The following is a 14761-nucleotide window of genomic DNA, read 5'->3' as shown; positions in this document are numbered from 1 at the left end:
TCGCGCGGAGCAGCGGGGGAGAGGGGGGCAGCGAGAATCTGACGGGTGGTGCGGGCGCAGCGAGGCGCAGCCGAGTGAGCCACGGCCGGCTGATTGTCGTTGCTGGGGGAGGGGGCGGCGCCCTCTTCACCCACTCCGGCGCGTCGGCGCCGACATGACCCAAGGCGAGATCCGCGCGAACGGTTCTCGCCCGCCATGTGGATCGTCACCTTGGGCCAAGACCGCTTGCGGGCTTGGGGAGCGAAGCGACTAGAGCCACGGTGCCGCGCAGCGGCAGGCGCTGATCGTCGCCTTGCTTTCAATAGCACTAAGTGCTAGATATTCACCATGAGCAATGCCACGGCGACAGCGCGAACCTTCAAGACGGCCTGGTTCGCCAAGGCGGCGCGCAAGGCCCGTATTGCGGATGAGGAACTATGCGAGGCCATTCAGGAAGTGATGAAAGGCCAGGCGGACGATCTCGGCGGCGGGGTGTTCAAGAAGCGACTGAACAAGAACATGCACCGGAGCATCATCCTCGCGAAGTTCGGTAGCTACTGGCTATATCAATATCTGTTCGCCAAGAAGGACAGGGCCAATATTGACGACGACGAACTGAGAGAGTTTCGCCTGCTGGCGAAGAACCTCCAGAAAGCGACGGACAAGGATATTGCCCCCCTGCTGGCGGATGGCAGGCTGACGGAGATATGCAATGGCGACCAAGCGTAAGTATAAAAGCGACGCCTTCGAGGCGATCCACTCGACGGCCGAGGCGTTCCATAGCGTCGGGGTGATCGACAAGGCCACCATGCGCCATTTCGATGAAAGCTGCCTGACGACCCCGCCTGCGATCGCGCCGGCGGAAATCAAGCGGCTGCGCGAGCGCAACAAGGTCAGTCAGCCGGTATTCGCCCGCTACCTCAACACCAGCGAAAGCACGGTGGAGAAGTGGGAAACCGGGGCCAAGAAGCCGAGCGGAGCAGCGCTCAAGCTGCTGTCGATCGTCGAGAAGCACGGCATCCAGATTCTCGCTTGATCGGCTAGGTAAGCATATGAAAGCCATATTCATCCGCCACGGCGAAAGCACCGGCAACGCCGGCGTGCCGTGCCATGACCTCGCAACGATCGAGCTGACGGAGCGCGGCCACGAACAGGCGCGGGAGGTCGCGGCGAGCTGGACCGAACCGCCCGCGCTCATCGTCACCTCGCCCTATACCCGAACGCAACAGACGGCCGCGCCGACGATCGCGCGCTTCCCCGACGTGCCGGTGGAAGTCTGGCCGATCGAGGAGTTCACCTATCTGCAGCCGGCCCGCTGGAACGGCACGCGCAGCGCCGAACGGATGCCGCATCTCGAACGCTACTGGAGCCAGGCCGATCCGGACTATTGCGACGGGGAGGGGGCGGAGAGTTTCAGCACCATGCTCCGGCGCTGCGAGACGGCCCTAGCCCGCCTCGCCGCCATGCCTGCGGGGTCTCTGGTCTATGTGTTCGGGCACGGGCAGTTCATCCAGGCCGCGCGCGCGATCGTCACCGACGCCCATATAGACGAACGGGCCAAAATGCGGGCGTTCTGGCGCAAGGGGGAGCCGCCCGCGATCAGCAACGCACAACGGGTAGGGTTCCATTGGAAAGATGGGCGCTGGGGATGTGCGCTGACGATAGCCGCCTAGATCAGGGTCATAACCTGGCCTTGCGGCGCGATATGCTTCGGCAGGGATGGAGCCGAGCGGGTGGCGAGATTATGAGGCTTAGGGCAGGGGCCTTTCGGCTCCTGCCCCTCGTCGATCAATCCAGCTCGAAATGCTTGCGCAGCGAGCGGAACGTCGTCTCGGTCACGGCATAGTGGCCGTAGCCGCGCTCGGCATTTTCTCCGCTCGTCCAGTCGTCCCAGGTGAACAGGAAGGCGTGCTTGTCGCCGGTAATGGTGCGCGTCCGCTTGGTGACGCGCCCCTGGAAATGGCCGTAATTGTCGATCCCCGCCGCGTTGAGCAGATTGGCGGCGATCACCGGGCCATGTTCAGCGATCACCTGAAGCCCGGCGACGGTCTGCGGCGAACAGCCCTGGATGAACTCCGCCACCTGATCGGGGGTGAGGTCTACGACCTCCTCGAACTCGAATCCCTCGGCGTTCTGCGGCGGGGTCGAGGATGCGGACGAGCTGAACAGGGTCGCGAGCAAATCCTGTCGCGTCGCGGGCTTGAGTTTGATAAGGTCGGTGTCGTTGATGATGATCTGCATGGTAGCCTCCATTGGGTCAGATTGACATTTGAGGCGGTGAACTGATCCTTCACCGCCTCAACACCGCTTTTGGGCTTTCCGTTTGACCGCGTCAAGTGCCAACCTCACCTTGCCAAAACTTTTTTGGGGAGGTCAGCCTGTGCTTTGAGCGACGGCCTCAGCCATTTTCGGCTCAGCGCCGCCATCGTTGCGTGGAGCTCCACGAGAGCGTTTAAACGATGCCGCGGGCCTCGCGTCGGCCGCGCACACGCGCGACTGGATCGATCACCGTCACAGCATCGGGCGAGCGATCGGCGACGGCATCGACGGTGCCGAACAGCTCGACACGGCCGCCGTCGTTGAAGATCGCGCCATTGACCATGCCGTGGATGATGGCGCGGGCCTTGGGCTCCACAACCAGGTCGCCGGTTATCATCCCATGCAGGACGAACCTGACGCCGCTGCGCACGACAGCGCCGCCGGTCGCCAGGCCGTGCAGCGCCGTGTCCTCCTTGATGAGAAATGGGCCGTCGATCTTGTCGTGAACGGCCTTCATGCCGGCGAACGCTCTTTCCGCCGGCCCTGCATCCTGGCGCGGGATGACTCGATCGCGGCGCGCGTTTCGAGGTTGGGCATATCACCCTGATCCGATAGCCGCGAAATCGTCGCTTGGCTGACGTTGAACAGCGCCGCCACGGTGCGCTGCGTGTCGCCAGCGTCGAGCTTGCGCCGCGCCTCGGCCTGCTGGTGGGGAGTGAGGGCGCTCTTGCGGCCGAACTTGACCCCGCGCGCCTTGGCCTGGGCGCGGCCGGCGCCGGTGCGCTCGGCGATCCGCTGGCGCTCCCAGCTCGCCGCGACGCCGAGCACCGCGATCACGACCTCGGCGAGCTGAGAAGTCGTGTCCAGCATCGGCTCCGCGATCGAGCGGAAGCCGGCACCGGCCTCTTTGACCGCGTGAAGGATGTTCAACAGGTCGCGCGTGTTGCGAGCGAGGCGATCAGTCGCCGTCACCATCAGCACGTCGCCGGGATCGAGCGCGCCGATCGCGCGCTTGAGCTGGGGCCGCTCGGCCGACGCGCCGCTGATCTTCTCGCGGAAGATTTTGGTGCAGCCGGCGGCCTCAAGCTGGGCGAGCTGCTGGGCCAGGTCCTGGCCGTTGGTCGAGACGCGCGCATAGCCGTAAATCATGGCGCGATTCTGCATCAGATTTTTGCATCAGGGAAGAGCGCGGATTTCCTCGCTTTCCTGAGCGATGCAAAACTTTTGATTTTCGGATCAGGCCGCCTGCGAAGTCGAGGCCGGAATGCCTAGCAATCCACGTTGCGGCTTGGCCATTTTAGGCGAAGCCGATCCGGCTAACCTCTACTCATCGCTGTCGGCGCCATCTTCCCGCTCAACGGATGCCGCGCCGCCCAGAGCATTATACCGCCGATCTGCGAGCCATTGCAGTCGCTTCGCCTGGATCAGCATGACCCGCCGCAGACCGCCTTGAACCTTTCGTTCGGCGATGACCTGAGCAAGCCGGGCAATGATGAGCGCACGCCGGGCGATCCTGAAATCGGGGTGCGAGCGGATCGCGAACACCTCGTCCGAAACGATGCGACCTCTGAAGGATGGCGGCGCCGCCATCTCCACCCTGGCCAACGGCGGGTCTTTCTCATTCAGGATGGCTTTGAAGCGGCTCTTCTCGATCGCCTGATCATAGACCTTCCGCTCCAACGCGTTGAGCTGATCGACTGCAGATTCCCAAGCCGGCCAGCGAACGTCCGTTTTGCTTCTTGGCTTCGACACATCCTGCAAGGCCGGCAACGGCCAAACCTCGATCTCATAGACTTCGAAGGGGTCGAGCACGGACATGGCGACGGCATCGGTGCGCTGATTGGTCAGGTGACGCCGAATACGGGTGCGGAGCTGTTCATTGGTCTGGCCGACATAGATCGGCTCGCCATCGTAATCGAAGAATGCGTAAACGCCCCATTTGAAGTTGCCGACTTTCGACGCGGCCACAGCCCCTTCGACAGTGAAAGGACTGTCGAGATAAAGCGCCAAATTCCTGCGCAGGTCCTCCGTTTCAAAAGGAGGAAAATTGATTTCATCCGGATTTCGACCGCTCATGCACGCTCCCTGTTTAGGGGATGCATAGCCCGATGAGGGAACGCGCGCGAGCCTGATCGACCTTGCCAAAGATTAGAACATATATAGAACGCTATAGACAAAGCTATTTCATGGCGCCATTGTGGCGCCATGACTGCTTATCCCAAGCCCACTACGGTGCGCGACCTCGACCGCATCAATCTCCGCCTTTCGGGCGAGACTTTCGCGCAGATTGATGCAGCACGCGCCCATCGCCTCGGCAACGTCTCGCGCAACACCTGGATCACCGAAGCTATCGCCGAGAAGCTGGCGCGCGAGAAGAGCGCCGATGACCACCATGAGGAAGGCCGGGTCGCCAATGGCTAACTTCTACGAATTTTTCGCGGGCGGCGGCATGGCGCGCGCCGGCTTGGGTCCAAACTGGACCTGCCTGTTCGCCAACGACTTCGACCATAAAAAGGGGCTCACCTACCAAGCCAATTGGGGCACCGGCGGCGAACTGACGGTCGGCGACGTGAAGCAAATCACCGCCGCCCAGCTACCCGGCGTGGCTGATCTCGTATGGGGTTCATTCCCCTGCCAGGATTTGTCGCTGGCGGGGGGCGGGGCGGGGCTGCGCGGCGAACGCTCCGGCACCTTCTATCCATTTTGGGACGTGATTAGGGGCCTTATCGCGGATGGGCGGGCGCCTAAGTTGATAGCGCTTGAGAATGTGTGCGGCACGTTGACCTCTCACGAGGGCAAGGATTTCGAGGCGATTTGCCAGACTTTCGCGGATGCGGGCTATCGCTGTGGCGCCTTGGTCATCAATGCGGACCTCTTTCTGCCACACTCCCGCCCTCGGCTGTTCGTGATCGGCATTCATGCCGACATCACGGTCGATCCGGCGCTGCTGGCGCCGGGACCGATCGAGCCCTTCCATACACGCGGCCTGCAAAGCGCGGTCGAGCGGCTGCCAGCCGAGCTGCGCGACGGAATGCTGTGGTGGAACATGCCGACGCCCAGCCGGCGCAATACGACCTTCGCCAGCATGATCGAGGAGAATCCAACGAGCGTATGCTGGCACACGGCTGCGGAAACCCAGCAACTCCTCGGCATGATGTCTCCGATCAACCTCGCAAAGGTGAACGCAGCCAAGCGGGCGGGGCATCGCATGGTCGGCGGCGTCTACAAGCGCACGCGTCTTAACGAGAGAGGGGTGAAGGTGCAGCGCGCCGAAATCCGCTTCGATGATGTTTCTGGATGCCTGCGGACGCCTGCCGGCGGGTCGAGCCGTCAAGTAATCGTCGTCATAGACGGCGCCAAGGTGCGGTCGCGCCTGATCTCCGCGCGCGAAACAGCGCGCCTCATGGGTCTGGATGACGATTACAAACTGCCCCGCAACTACAACGAGGCATATCATCTGACCGGCGACGGGGTGGCGGTGCCCGTCGTTCGGCATCTCGCGCACCACATCCTAGAGCCTCTGCTGGGCATGGCGGAGGCCGCCGAACGGGCCGCTGCATGAGCGTCATCCCGTGCGAGCAGAACAGCGATCTGCGAGCGCAAATCGAACGGTTCGCCGAGGTTTTAAAAACCGAGGCGCACCGGCTCGGCGATCATGGCCTGGACGAACGCGACTTCTATAACTCGGGCCTATTCCGAGGCGCCGTGGAGCGAGTTCGCGGGCAGTTCTCCGCGACGATGCGCGCCAAGCGTGAATTCGTCCAACACGTCCTCAACCATATGGAGGACGAAGGCTTCATCGCAGGATGGGATCTCACCGAGGACGCCAGCCGCAACGACTATCTTGTGCGGCTCCCATCGGGCCGCACCGCCGTCATCGACCTCAAGGGCTGCCTGGACGGCAACAACACCAACATCTTTGAGCGGCCGGCCGGCGCCGATGAGTTCGTGATTTGGAGCATCTGCACTAACCTCGGCGCCGATCCCCGCCGCAACGCCTGGTCCGGGATTCACACGCGCCTGAGCGCCGAGATGATCTCCCGCAACCAGCGCGTCGATGGCTTGGTCGTATGGGACATGGTGTGCGGCACGATCGGTCGGCCTTGCCCGAAAGTAGCTGGTGAGGACGGCTCAAGGCTCACCGACATCGGACCTTTTCGAGTTCCGCCCGCCTGCATCTACCTGTTTCCCAATGTCGCGCCATCGCATCTTGCTCCTGCCGTTTCGGCGCAGCCGATCGAAGCCGTAGAGCTGCTATCCGCCTTCCACCGCTGCTTCAAAGGCCACGACGCCGAGTTGAACCATGTGGATTTCGAGCTGTCGCAAAGCGGCTCCGATCTCATGCGCCGCACTACGATCCGCCGCGCCGGGACTATCCAGAAGGTGTCAGACATGACACCGATCCGGCGGGTCTAGGCGTCGAGGAAGCTGGTGAGCCTTCGTGATAGCTGGTCGGCATCGCGCATCTCGCATTCCCATACCACCAGGACGCGCCAACCTTCGCTCTCAAGCCGCTGCCGCGCCTCGCTGTCCCGTTCGACGTTTCGAGCGAGCTTCGGGTGCCAATACGCCGCGTTGCTTGATGGGCGCCGCGACCCGCGCGAGCAGTCGTGCTGATGCCAAAAACACCCGTGGACGAATATGACCGCCCGGCGCGTCGAGAATACTAGGTCGGGACTGCCGGGCAGATCGCGACGATGGAGACGAAAGCGGTAGCCAAGCCGATGGACCAGCCGCCTCACCACCATTTCCGGCCGCGTGTCCTTCCCACGCACACGGCGCATGCGTTCCGATCGCGCTGCTGGGTCAAGCGTGTCCATCGTTGATCTATGCCATGCCTATTCCGTCGGCTTCACTTCTACCGTGCAGCGCACCGCCTTCTTGGCCTTGGCCGCCTGCTCACGGCATCCGTCGACCGTCTCGCGGTTGTCGCGCAGCAGCCGATCAGCCGCGACGATCGCCGTCCAGCTCGCCCGCGAGGAACTCGCCATAAGATGCTGGCCGGCGTCCCAAGGCGTGGGCTGATCTAGCACGCGCGCCGCCATGCGCTCGGGCCATTGCCAGCTCGCCGGCGCAAGCTGGGCGATCGGACCTGCCAGCACCGCATAGAGCACCAGCCCCAGCAACAGGCCGCCACCACCGAACAGATAGACACGGCGGTCTTGCTCATCGGCCTGTCGCGCGGATGCGAGTTGGCCGCCGATCTCGCGAGCGACTTTATCCAACCCTGCGCGCGCCTCGGCGATAAGCCGCGCGTCCTCCCGGCGCGCGCCGCTCGCCGCCGTCACGATCTCATTCGCCATGGCCCCCGCCGTCATCGACAACAGCGGGCTTTTGGCGAGGAGTTCGATCCGCTGGGAGAGCGACGCCAATATCTTCTCGGTGCGCTCAAGCGTGGGCTCGTAATCGGGAATGTCGATGGACTCGCGCGCGGCGGTCAGGCCCTCGATCGCGCTGCGCAGCAACGACACCTCGCCGCGCAACCGGTCGAACGCCGCCGCTGGGTCGTCACCAGCGCCGGCCTCGTCGCGATAGTCGTCCTCGTCCATATCCTCTCCTTACCGGCTCATGCCGCGATCACGGCCGATTTCGAGCTGCCGCGTCAACTCGGCCGCCATCGACCTGCCGCGCCCGATCTCCTTTTCCAGCCCTAGCTCGCGCTCACGGCCGCGCAGCACCGATTCCACCTGGGGATCGCGTTCAAGGCTCTTGGCGAGTCCCTGGCAGGGCCTTCCCGGTCTTCGCTGAACCTTCATGGTCGCCGGCGCGCTGAGCCGCCCCCCGTTGCTCATAGAGACCTTGCCAGCGTTCCACGAACCGATCGGCGCGCAAGGCCGGGTCTGCCCGCACGCGGGCTTCCTCGCCGATCGCCGCGAGCATCGGCCCGCTGCGCCCCGCCGCCGCGTCGCGGACCAGGCCGGGGTTGCGCTCGGCCGCCGCGATCATGTCGCGCGAACTACCTGGCCGGATTTGCTCGAGCGCGCCGCGTGCGTGCTCGAGCGCCACTTTCTGATGTTCGAGCACCGGCGCGCCCTTCTCATGGGCCTGGGCGATGGTGGTCGCCGATCGCGCCACCCGCTCGACGGCGCGGACGTAATCGCGGTCCTGGGCGCGGTCAGCGCCGCGATCGGCGGCTTGCCCGGGCGCGGGCGTCCGCTCGGCCGACAGCTTCAACCCATCGAACATGCCGCGTTTGGGCTTTTCGCCCTGGCTGCGATCGGCCGCCGGCGCTGGTCGCTCCGACGCGGGCCGGAAATTGTCGAACATGCCCCGCCGCCGCGGCCCCTCGCCCGCGGCCGTTTCTTCGCCGCGGTCAATCTTCCGTGGATCCTCGTGCGGAACGCGCGACGATCCACGCTCAGCCGCTGGCCTTGCCGCCCGGTCCTTCTCGGGCGGTTCCGCGAAGCGGATCTCGCCCGAGAGCCCGCGCCGATCTCCGAAAGCACGAATCTCGGCATCCGGATCGCGGGCATAGTCAGACGCCATATCCTTGGCCCGCTCGCGCCCCAGCGTGCGGGTAAGCTGGCGCTGATCCGCGAAGTCGTCGCGGCCATAATGGAGCTGCACACCGTCACGGTGCCGCGACAGCGCGACATAGGCCGAATGACGGTCCATGCCGGGCGTCGCCAGCACATGCGCTTGATCGACCGTCACGCCCTGCGATTTGTGGATAGTGGCCGCATAGCCATGATCGACATGGGCATAGTCTTTCAGGTCGAACGCCACCTGGCGGCCGTCGTCGAGGCGGACGGACATACGCTCGGGACTAACCTGCTTAATCTCGCCCAACGTGCCGTTCTTCACGCCCAGGCCACGCTCATTCTTGAGGAACATGATGCGGTCGCCGCTGGCGAACTCGCGCGCGCCCCGCTCGGCCGGCACCGCCACGTCCTGCCCCAACTCGCCGGCGTCGCGCAGCCGATCGCGCGCGGCCTGGTTCAAATCCCGGACCTCGGCATTGGTGTGGGTAAGGATGATCCGGGTCTTGTCCGGATCAGCGACGCGCTGCGCATCCCATGTGTCGATCAGCTCGGCGCGGGCCTGCTCGCGCGTCTCGGCCGCATGGACCATGCCATGTGTCGCATAGGCATGGACTGCCTCGCCGGTCCTGCCCGTCGCCAACGCCCGCGTCGCGTCCTTCTGCCAATCCTCATGCTGCCGGCGAACTTCGCTGATCTCGGCCGCGCCGTGCCGCTCGGCAAGCGCGCGGAATGCCGCGCCGGCCTCGATCGCCTGCAACTGCTCGGCGTCGCCGATCAGCACGACCTTGGCCCCGGCTTGTTCGGCATGGGACAGCACCCGCTCCATCTGGCGCGTGCCGATCATGCCAGCCTCGTCGATCACCAGAACGTCGCGCGGGCCTAGCTGCTCGCGGCCTTGGCCCCATTGATATTCCATGCTGGCGATCGTGCGCGAGGCGATGCCGGAACCGCCTTCCAATCCCTCGGCCGCGATCCCCGACAAGGCCGCCCCGCGCACCTGATAGCCAGCCCGTTCCCATTGCTCGCGCGCGACCCCCAGCATGGTCGATTTGCCGGTGCCGGCATAGCCGACCACAATTGAAAGATCGCCCTTGCCGGTGATATGCGACAGCGCGGCCTGCTGTTCTGCCCCGAGTGTCAGGCCCCCACTTCCGGCGGCGGCGTCACGATCCCACGCTGCCGCCGGGAGACCATGCCCCTCCCGTCCACCAAGCCGATCGCCGGCGCGTTCCAACCGCTGCTCGGTGTCGATCATGTCGCGGGAGGTAAAGCGGTCCTCGCCGCGCCCGTCCTTCCCCAGCGCCACCAGCTCGGGCGAGGACCGCACCGCGCTCATCACCTGGTCGAACTGATCCTTGCCGTCGCTGTGCCGGAACGCGAACTGCGCCAGGTCGCGGCGCGTAAACGTCGCCTGCTGCCGCGTGATCGCGTCCAGCGCGATTTCGGGATTGGCGATGATCTTCTCGCCATTCTCGCGCGCGATCCGGGCATGGTCCTCGACCCGCTCGGCCTCAAGCCCCTGTTCGGGCATCCGCGACGCCGCCGGCCCGATCTTGTGCTGCGGCTCAAGCTCGATGCCCTGTGCCTCCAACGTGCGATGATCTATGCGGGCATCAATATCCAGCTCGGCCAGGCGCTCGTTCACATGATCGGCCCACGCCTCGCGCCACTCCTGCAACAGCGCCGTGCTGTTCCACTCGCGCACCTTCTGGCCGAACCCCTCCGGCCCTACCTCGCGCATCGACAGCATGACATGCGCGTGCGGCTTGGGCTGGCCATCCTTCCCTATGTCCCAATGCACATTGAGGTCGGCCACCATGCCGCGTTTGACGAACTGCTTTTCGACGAAATCGCGGGCGAGCTGGACGCCCTCTTTCTCATCCAGCTCGCGCGGAATCGAGAATTCCACTTCGCGCGCCAACTGCGCATCCTTGCGTTTCTCACCGGCCTCGACCTCGTTCCACAGGGTCGCGCGATCGTTTAAACGCTCCGGCGCGCCTTCGGGCAACAGGATTTCCGAATGGACGACGCCGGCCTTGTTCGAGAAATCTTGGGTACGCCCGAGCCGGTCATCGTGCAGCTCGGATGCAGAGCGATAGGCGGCCGACGCAACGGCGCTTGATCCGTTGGCGCGGCTGATGACCTTGGCCGAGAAATGGTAGATCGCCATGACGCCGCTATACTGCCTTTCTGAGCGAACGTCGGCAACGACGTATAAGCGCGCACTCACACTCTCTGCCGTTCCTGTGATTGACTTCGTCGCATTTTATGATCGCGGTAGTTTTCCAAACGCGGTGGCGTGCTACGCTGCGGTCGCAATTCACGAGCCCGAGGAAGAGAATATGCGCAAGGTCCGGGATTACGACGCTGAGCTGAGAGCGCTGGGCAACAAGGCCAAGGCGTTGAAGGCGAAGAAGGTCCAGCAGCTCGGCGAACTCGTGATGGCGACCGGGGCCGATACGCTCGACGCCGAAGTTCTGGCCGGCGCGCTACTTCATATCGTCGCCGAAGCGCAGGTCGAGGGAAACCGGGAGGCGTGGCGCTCCGATGGCGCGGCCTTCTTTCGCCGGCGTGGGCGCAAAGCTGTCGGCGGTGATGCAGACCATCGTCAGGGCGCAGGCCAAACTCCAACAAGCGACGCTCAGAGCTGAAGCCGGACAGCGCCGCAATGACAGCAGGGAATGGGTGATGCGGCGCAAGGAACGGACCCGCCAACTGATCGAGCTGGGCGGCCTCGTTCAGAAGGCTGGTCTGGTCGATCTCGCCGACAACGATCGCGCCACCCTCTACGGCGCGCTGCTCGAACTGGCGGGACGCGCGCGGGGCGATGATGCCGGCCACGTGCTGGCGCTCTGGAAGCGGCGTGGGCATCGGGCGTTCGACGCGGAAGCTGAATCACAGGAGAGCTGATCGATGGCATGTGGGATCGATGGCGTGATCTGACCCGATTCCGCTTCGCCTGCGAAATGGCGCTCGCCTCTTATCGGACCTATGTGAACGGCTTTCCCGTCACGTCCACCGCGCCGCTGGTGATGACCGATCCGGCGGGCTCCGCTTTCAAGTGCGACCTCGCCGATTTCACCGCGATCCTCAATGACGATCAGCAGCTCTATCGCGTGCTGTTTCCCTCCTACGTCGCGCTGGTCGAGGACCTGGGCGCGAACTGGTCGAAACCGCGCACACGAAAAAGGGCGCGCAACGCACCGCCTTCGCCGGTCTGGATGCCGCTGCATCGATCGAGCAGGCGGCCGAACAATGGATCACAGGCACGCCCGTCGAGGCATGGGGTGCAGTCGTTCTGAAGCTTGGCGGTCGCGGATGGTCCAGCTTCAAGGGCGGCCGACGCGGCGTGGTCGAGGCGGTGACGGTCCGCAACCTCTGCGCGCACGGCATCCCCGTCTACAATCAGAAGGCGCTCAACCCTGCGGGCCTCGATCTTGCCGATGACTGCATGACGCTGGCCGATGCGCTGGTCTATGACGCTCCCGGCGAGGGCGGCGAGGCGCATTGGAACGAGGAAGCCAAGGCGCTGATCTCCGGCATCATCCTCGCCATCGTCACCAGCGAGCCGCCGGCGACGCGCACCCTGGCTACCCTACGCGACCGCCTGACCTTCGCTCCCGCCGCCTTCACGGCGATGCTTGAAGCCATGCAGGCGCAAGGCGGCCTCGCCGCGCGCGCCGCCAACCGCCACCTGGGCAAGTCCGATCGCGAAGCCGCCGGCGTGCTCTCGTCGGCGCAGCGCCATACCCATTTTCTCGATTCCCCACGCATGACGGCCGTGCTGGGGCATTCGGACTTTAGCTTCGCCGATGTGAAGGCGCAGCCTACCAGCGTCTACCTAGTGCTGCCGCCCGATCGGCTTGCCACCTATGCCCGCTGGCTGCGCCTGATGCTGGCGCAGGGGCTGACCGATCTGGCCCGCGCCCCGGCCTCCCCTGCCCGCCCCGTGCTGTTCCTGCTCGATGAGTTCGCCGCGCTCGGTCGCCTCGAACCCATCGAGCGCGCCATGGGCCTGATGGCGGGCTATGGCATCCAGCTTTGGCCCATCCTGCAGGACGTGCATCAGCTCCGCGCGCTCTACGAGCGCCGCGCCGGCACTTTCCTGTCGAACGCCGGCGTCCTGCAGGTGTTCGGGGTCAACGATCATGACAGCGCCAAGCTCGTCTCCGATCTGCTCGGCCAGGAGACGGTGGTGTTCGAGACGATGAGCCGCGCGCTCGACGCGGAGGAAACCGGCATATCGTTCGGCGCGCAGCATGTCGGTCGCCCGCTGCTCACCCCCGATGAGGTCCGCACGCTGCGCGAGGATCTCCAGCTCCTGTTCCTCTCGGGACAGCGGCCGATCGTCGCCGCCAAGCTCAAATACTATGCCGATCGCGAGTTTGCCGGTCGGTTCGACAAGGCGTGATAGAAGCTACCAAACTCGGAGATGCGGACAATGCCACGGAAAATTCCTGCTATGCTCCTTGCGCTCGTCGGGGCCACGTTCCCGTTGAGCACCGCATACGCGGCTTCCAAGCCCGATCCATGGGCGACGCTGACCATCAAGCCGTCCTGGCAGCAGCAGACCTGGATCGAGTTCGGCACGATTGGGCTCGATCCCGATACGCGCCAGCTCCATTATTGGATGCGCCGCACACAGGGGGAGACGGTGCAGCAGGCGGACAGTCGGAGTTGCCCCGCCATGCGGACCGTCATCGGCGAGATGAAGCGGATCGAACCCCTTCAGCCCGATCCGCCGGGGTTCAAGGATGACGATCTACTCATCACGGCGGACGGCACGTGGTACACGCTCGAAGGCCCCGGCAGATACCAAGACAGCCACATGGGCAAATTCCGGATGGAGGCCAATATCGGGACGCCCCTTGCTCGGTGGGCACGCCGTATCGAAGAAGTCCTAGCTCCATGCTGGAAGTGATCGACGGGCCGCCTGATAAATGATGGTCGCTTTCCGGCAAGGCTGGGGATGGCTGGTCCTGGTCGCGCTGACGATCTCGACCATCGGCGACGAAATCACGCTGCTGACGCTGATGTTCCGCACCGCCGAGAACGCGCGCCCTTATGGCGTGCCGGCGCTGTTGATCGCCGAGTTGCTCCCCGGCCTCATCATCGCGCCCTGGGCGGGTCGCCTGATCGACCGCCGGGACGCAGGCCGGGTGCTGGTCGTCGCGTCGGCGCTGCAAGCGGCGGTGATCGCGCTCATCGCCTTCTATCCTCTGTTCACGCTCCCCGGAGCGACGCTCCTGAGCCTGCTGTTCACGATCACCAGCGCCGCGACCTTCGCGCTGATTCCGGTGCTGGCAAACGCGCTCGGCATGACGCTCGCGCGCGCCAACAGCTTTCTGGAAATGGTCCGCAGTCTGGGAATGCTCGCCGGTCCTGTCGCCGGGGGCCTGCTGGTGGGCTGGATCGGGTCGCAAGGCGCGCTGCTGATCGATGCAGCCAGCTTCGCCCTGCTGGTGCTCGTCGTCGCCGCCAGCGGCCTTCGCCGCAAGCCGCAAGGGCACGGCGAGGAGAAACGCACGCTGCTGGCCGATTATCGGCCGCTGCTCCGCAACCGGCGCGTGATGGTCGTCACTGGCGCATTGAGCCTTGAAGTGTTCACGACCGCCATCGCCGATGTCGCTTTCGTGTTCCTCGTCATGGTGACCTTGGCGAGCGGTCCCGGTGCCTTCGGCGTGCTGACCGCGCTATGGGCCGCCGGGATGCTGCTCGGCGCGGCGCTAGCCGAAAGGGTCATCGGCCAGCGGATAGGTCTTACGGCGTTCGGCACGGCCACGATCATGGGCGGGACCATGCTGCTGATCGGCCTTGCGCCGGTCGGATTAGCGATCGTCGCCCTCGCCTTCATCGCCGGCGGCGGCGCAAACAGCGTTCACAATATTGCTGTGCGGACCCTGCTGCAATCCGAGTGCCCGCCCGCCGATCATGGCAAGGTCGCCGCGATCTACGGCGCGGTAACGCGCACCGCCGCGATCGGCGGCTATGTCGCCGGCGGCTTTTTCGTGCCCGATGATGCGCCGTCCGCCTATCTGGGG

The 14761-nt window shown here is 64.9% G+C and carries 17 protein-coding genes and 2 pseudogenes; 12 read left to right on the top strand and 7 right to left on the bottom strand.

Annotated elements, in window-relative coordinates:
* The first annotated feature begins 327 nt into the window (after positions 1-327).
* The 3 genes from ACWNC0_RS00095 to ACWNC0_RS00085 are packed head-to-tail and all read left to right on the top strand — an operon-like array spanning position 328 to position 1652.
* Positions 328-708 carry a type II toxin-antitoxin system RelE/ParE family toxin gene (locus ACWNC0_RS00095; protein ID WP_449468711.1) on the top strand — a complete coding sequence of 127 codons (381 nt, stop codon included), beginning with the start codon at positions 328-330 and terminating at the stop codon, positions 706-708.
* Complete coding sequence (locus ACWNC0_RS00090; RefSeq protein ID WP_008994780.1) at positions 692-1015, top strand: helix-turn-helix domain-containing protein; 324 nt, start codon at positions 692-694, stop codon at positions 1013-1015. Before ACWNC0_RS00095 ends, ACWNC0_RS00090 begins: the two co-directional genes overlap by 17 nt.
* A 16-nt stretch (positions 1016-1031) precedes the next feature.
* On the top strand, positions 1032-1652 hold the full coding sequence (locus tag ACWNC0_RS00085; protein WP_449468709.1) for a histidine phosphatase family protein: 621 nt from the start codon (positions 1032-1034) through the stop codon (positions 1650-1652).
* A 115-nt stretch (positions 1653-1767) separates the two neighbouring features.
* Here ACWNC0_RS00085 and ACWNC0_RS00080 read toward each other — a convergent pair whose 3' ends face one another.
* From ACWNC0_RS00080 to ACWNC0_RS00065, 4 genes are all read right to left on the bottom strand, one after another.
* Positions 1768-2220 (bottom strand): hypothetical protein, encoded by a 453-nt coding sequence (locus ACWNC0_RS00080; RefSeq protein WP_449468708.1) that lies wholly within the window; start codon positions 2218-2220, stop codon positions 1768-1770.
* Positions 2221-2431: 211 nt separating this feature from the next.
* On the bottom strand, positions 2432-2755 hold the full coding sequence (locus tag ACWNC0_RS00075) for a hypothetical protein (protein ID WP_449468706.1): 324 nt from the start codon (positions 2753-2755) through the stop codon (positions 2432-2434).
* Entirely contained in the window at positions 2752-3402 is a 651-nt protein-coding gene (locus ACWNC0_RS00070) for a recombinase family protein (protein WP_449468704.1), read from the bottom strand. Before ACWNC0_RS00070 ends, ACWNC0_RS00075 begins: the two co-directional genes overlap by 4 nt.
* A 159-nt stretch (positions 3403-3561) precedes the next feature.
* Positions 3562-4314, bottom strand: coding sequence for a GIY-YIG nuclease family protein (locus ACWNC0_RS00065; protein WP_449468702.1), 753 nt, complete (start codon positions 4312-4314; stop codon positions 3562-3564).
* A 129-nt stretch (positions 4315-4443) separates the two neighbouring features.
* Between ACWNC0_RS00065 and ACWNC0_RS00060 the strand changes: the two genes are divergently transcribed.
* Genes ACWNC0_RS00060 through ACWNC0_RS00050 form a run of 3 tightly spaced genes read left to right on the top strand, consistent with a single transcriptional unit; the run spans position 4444 to position 6654 of the window.
* A complete protein-coding gene (locus ACWNC0_RS00060) occupies positions 4444-4659 on the top strand; it encodes a hypothetical protein (protein ID WP_449468701.1) in 216 nt (71 codons plus the stop codon).
* Complete coding sequence (locus tag ACWNC0_RS00055) at positions 4622-5800, top strand: DNA cytosine methyltransferase (protein WP_449468699.1); 1179 nt, start codon at positions 4622-4624, stop codon at positions 5798-5800. The genes ACWNC0_RS00060 and ACWNC0_RS00055 overlap by 38 nt, the downstream gene beginning before the upstream one ends.
* A complete protein-coding gene (locus ACWNC0_RS00050; RefSeq protein WP_449468697.1) occupies positions 5797-6654 on the top strand; it encodes a hypothetical protein in 858 nt (285 codons plus the stop codon). The genes ACWNC0_RS00055 and ACWNC0_RS00050 overlap by 4 nt, the downstream gene beginning before the upstream one ends.
* Here ACWNC0_RS00050 and ACWNC0_RS00045 read toward each other — a convergent pair.
* From ACWNC0_RS00045 to traA, 3 genes and pseudogenes are all read right to left on the bottom strand, one after another.
* Positions 6651-7058: a very short patch repair endonuclease gene (locus ACWNC0_RS00045; protein ID WP_449468696.1), complete on the bottom strand. Its 408-nt coding sequence runs from the start codon at positions 7056-7058 to the stop codon at positions 6651-6653. The genes ACWNC0_RS00050 and ACWNC0_RS00045 overlap by 4 nt on opposite strands.
* 18 nt (positions 7059-7076) lie before the next feature.
* Positions 7077-7787, bottom strand: a complete 711-nt coding sequence (locus tag ACWNC0_RS00040; protein ID WP_449468694.1) for a DUF6118 family protein — start codon at positions 7785-7787, stop codon at positions 7077-7079.
* Between the two features lie 9 nt (positions 7788-7796).
* A pseudogene (gene traA, locus ACWNC0_RS00035) lies at positions 7797-10890 on the bottom strand (Ti-type conjugative transfer relaxase TraA).
* A 172-nt stretch (positions 10891-11062) separates the two neighbouring features.
* Here traA and ACWNC0_RS00030 point away from each other — a divergent pair.
* The 6 genes and pseudogenes from ACWNC0_RS00030 to ACWNC0_RS00005 all read left to right on the top strand — a co-directional run.
* Entirely contained in the window at positions 11063-11371 is a 309-nt protein-coding gene (locus ACWNC0_RS00030) for a conjugal transfer protein TraD (protein ID WP_449468693.1), read from the top strand.
* Between the two features lie 37 nt (positions 11372-11408).
* Entirely contained in the window at positions 11409-11630 is a 222-nt protein-coding gene (locus ACWNC0_RS00025) for a conjugal transfer protein TraD (protein ID WP_449468727.1), read from the top strand.
* An 8-nt stretch (positions 11631-11638) separates the two neighbouring features.
* Positions 11639-12022 (top strand): hypothetical protein, encoded by a 384-nt coding sequence (locus tag ACWNC0_RS00020; protein WP_449468692.1) that lies wholly within the window; start codon positions 11639-11641, stop codon positions 12020-12022.
* Positions 12023-12135: 113 nt separating this feature from the next.
* Positions 12136-13131 (top strand): annotated as a pseudogene (locus ACWNC0_RS00015) (type IV secretory system conjugative DNA transfer family protein); the annotation flags it as partial.
* An 84-nt stretch (positions 13132-13215) separates the two neighbouring features.
* Positions 13216-13641 (top strand): hypothetical protein, encoded by a 426-nt coding sequence (locus tag ACWNC0_RS00010; RefSeq protein ID WP_449468691.1) that lies wholly within the window; start codon positions 13216-13218, stop codon positions 13639-13641.
* A 19-nt stretch (positions 13642-13660) separates the two neighbouring features.
* A partial coding sequence (locus ACWNC0_RS00005) for an MFS transporter (protein ID WP_449468690.1) occupies positions 13661-14761 on the top strand: 1101 nt, incomplete at its 3' end.

It is taken from the genome of Sphingobium chungangianum (assembly GCF_977014255.1).
Note: the sequence above shows the minus strand (reverse complement) of the source record. Positions and strands in the feature narration are given on the sequence as shown.

Coding starts and splice junctions, on each gene's coding strand:
- ACWNC0_RS00095 (WP_449468711.1), top strand. CDS start 328: ATGAGCAATGCCACGGCGACAGCGCGAACCTTCAAGACGGCCTGGTTC.
- ACWNC0_RS00090 (WP_008994780.1), top strand. CDS start 692: ATGGCGACCAAGCGTAAGTATAAAAGCGACGCCTTCGAGGCGATCCAC.
- ACWNC0_RS00085 (WP_449468709.1), top strand. CDS start 1,032: ATGAAAGCCATATTCATCCGCCACGGCGAAAGCACCGGCAACGCCGGC.
- ACWNC0_RS00080 (WP_449468708.1), bottom strand. CDS start 2,220: ATGCAGATCATCATCAACGACACCGACCTTATCAAACTCAAGCCCGCG.
- ACWNC0_RS00075 (WP_449468706.1), bottom strand. CDS start 2,755: ATGAAGGCCGTTCACGACAAGATCGACGGCCCATTTCTCATCAAGGAG.
- ACWNC0_RS00070 (WP_449468704.1), bottom strand. CDS start 3,402: ATGCAGAATCGCGCCATGATTTACGGCTATGCGCGCGTCTCGACCAAC.
- ACWNC0_RS00065 (WP_449468702.1), bottom strand. CDS start 4,314: ATGAGCGGTCGAAATCCGGATGAAATCAATTTTCCTCCTTTTGAAACG.
- ACWNC0_RS00060 (WP_449468701.1), top strand. CDS start 4,444: ATGACTGCTTATCCCAAGCCCACTACGGTGCGCGACCTCGACCGCATC.
- ACWNC0_RS00055 (WP_449468699.1), top strand. CDS start 4,622: ATGACCACCATGAGGAAGGCCGGGTCGCCAATGGCTAACTTCTACGAA.
- ACWNC0_RS00050 (WP_449468697.1), top strand. CDS start 5,797: ATGAGCGTCATCCCGTGCGAGCAGAACAGCGATCTGCGAGCGCAAATC.
- ACWNC0_RS00045 (WP_449468696.1), bottom strand. CDS start 7,058: ATGGACACGCTTGACCCAGCAGCGCGATCGGAACGCATGCGCCGTGTG.
- ACWNC0_RS00040 (WP_449468694.1), bottom strand. CDS start 7,787: ATGGACGAGGACGACTATCGCGACGAGGCCGGCGCTGGTGACGACCCA.
- ACWNC0_RS00030 (WP_449468693.1), top strand. CDS start 11,063: ATGCGCAAGGTCCGGGATTACGACGCTGAGCTGAGAGCGCTGGGCAAC.
- ACWNC0_RS00025 (WP_449468727.1), top strand. CDS start 11,409: ATGCGGCGCAAGGAACGGACCCGCCAACTGATCGAGCTGGGCGGCCTC.
- ACWNC0_RS00020 (WP_449468692.1), top strand. CDS start 11,639: ATGTGGGATCGATGGCGTGATCTGACCCGATTCCGCTTCGCCTGCGAA.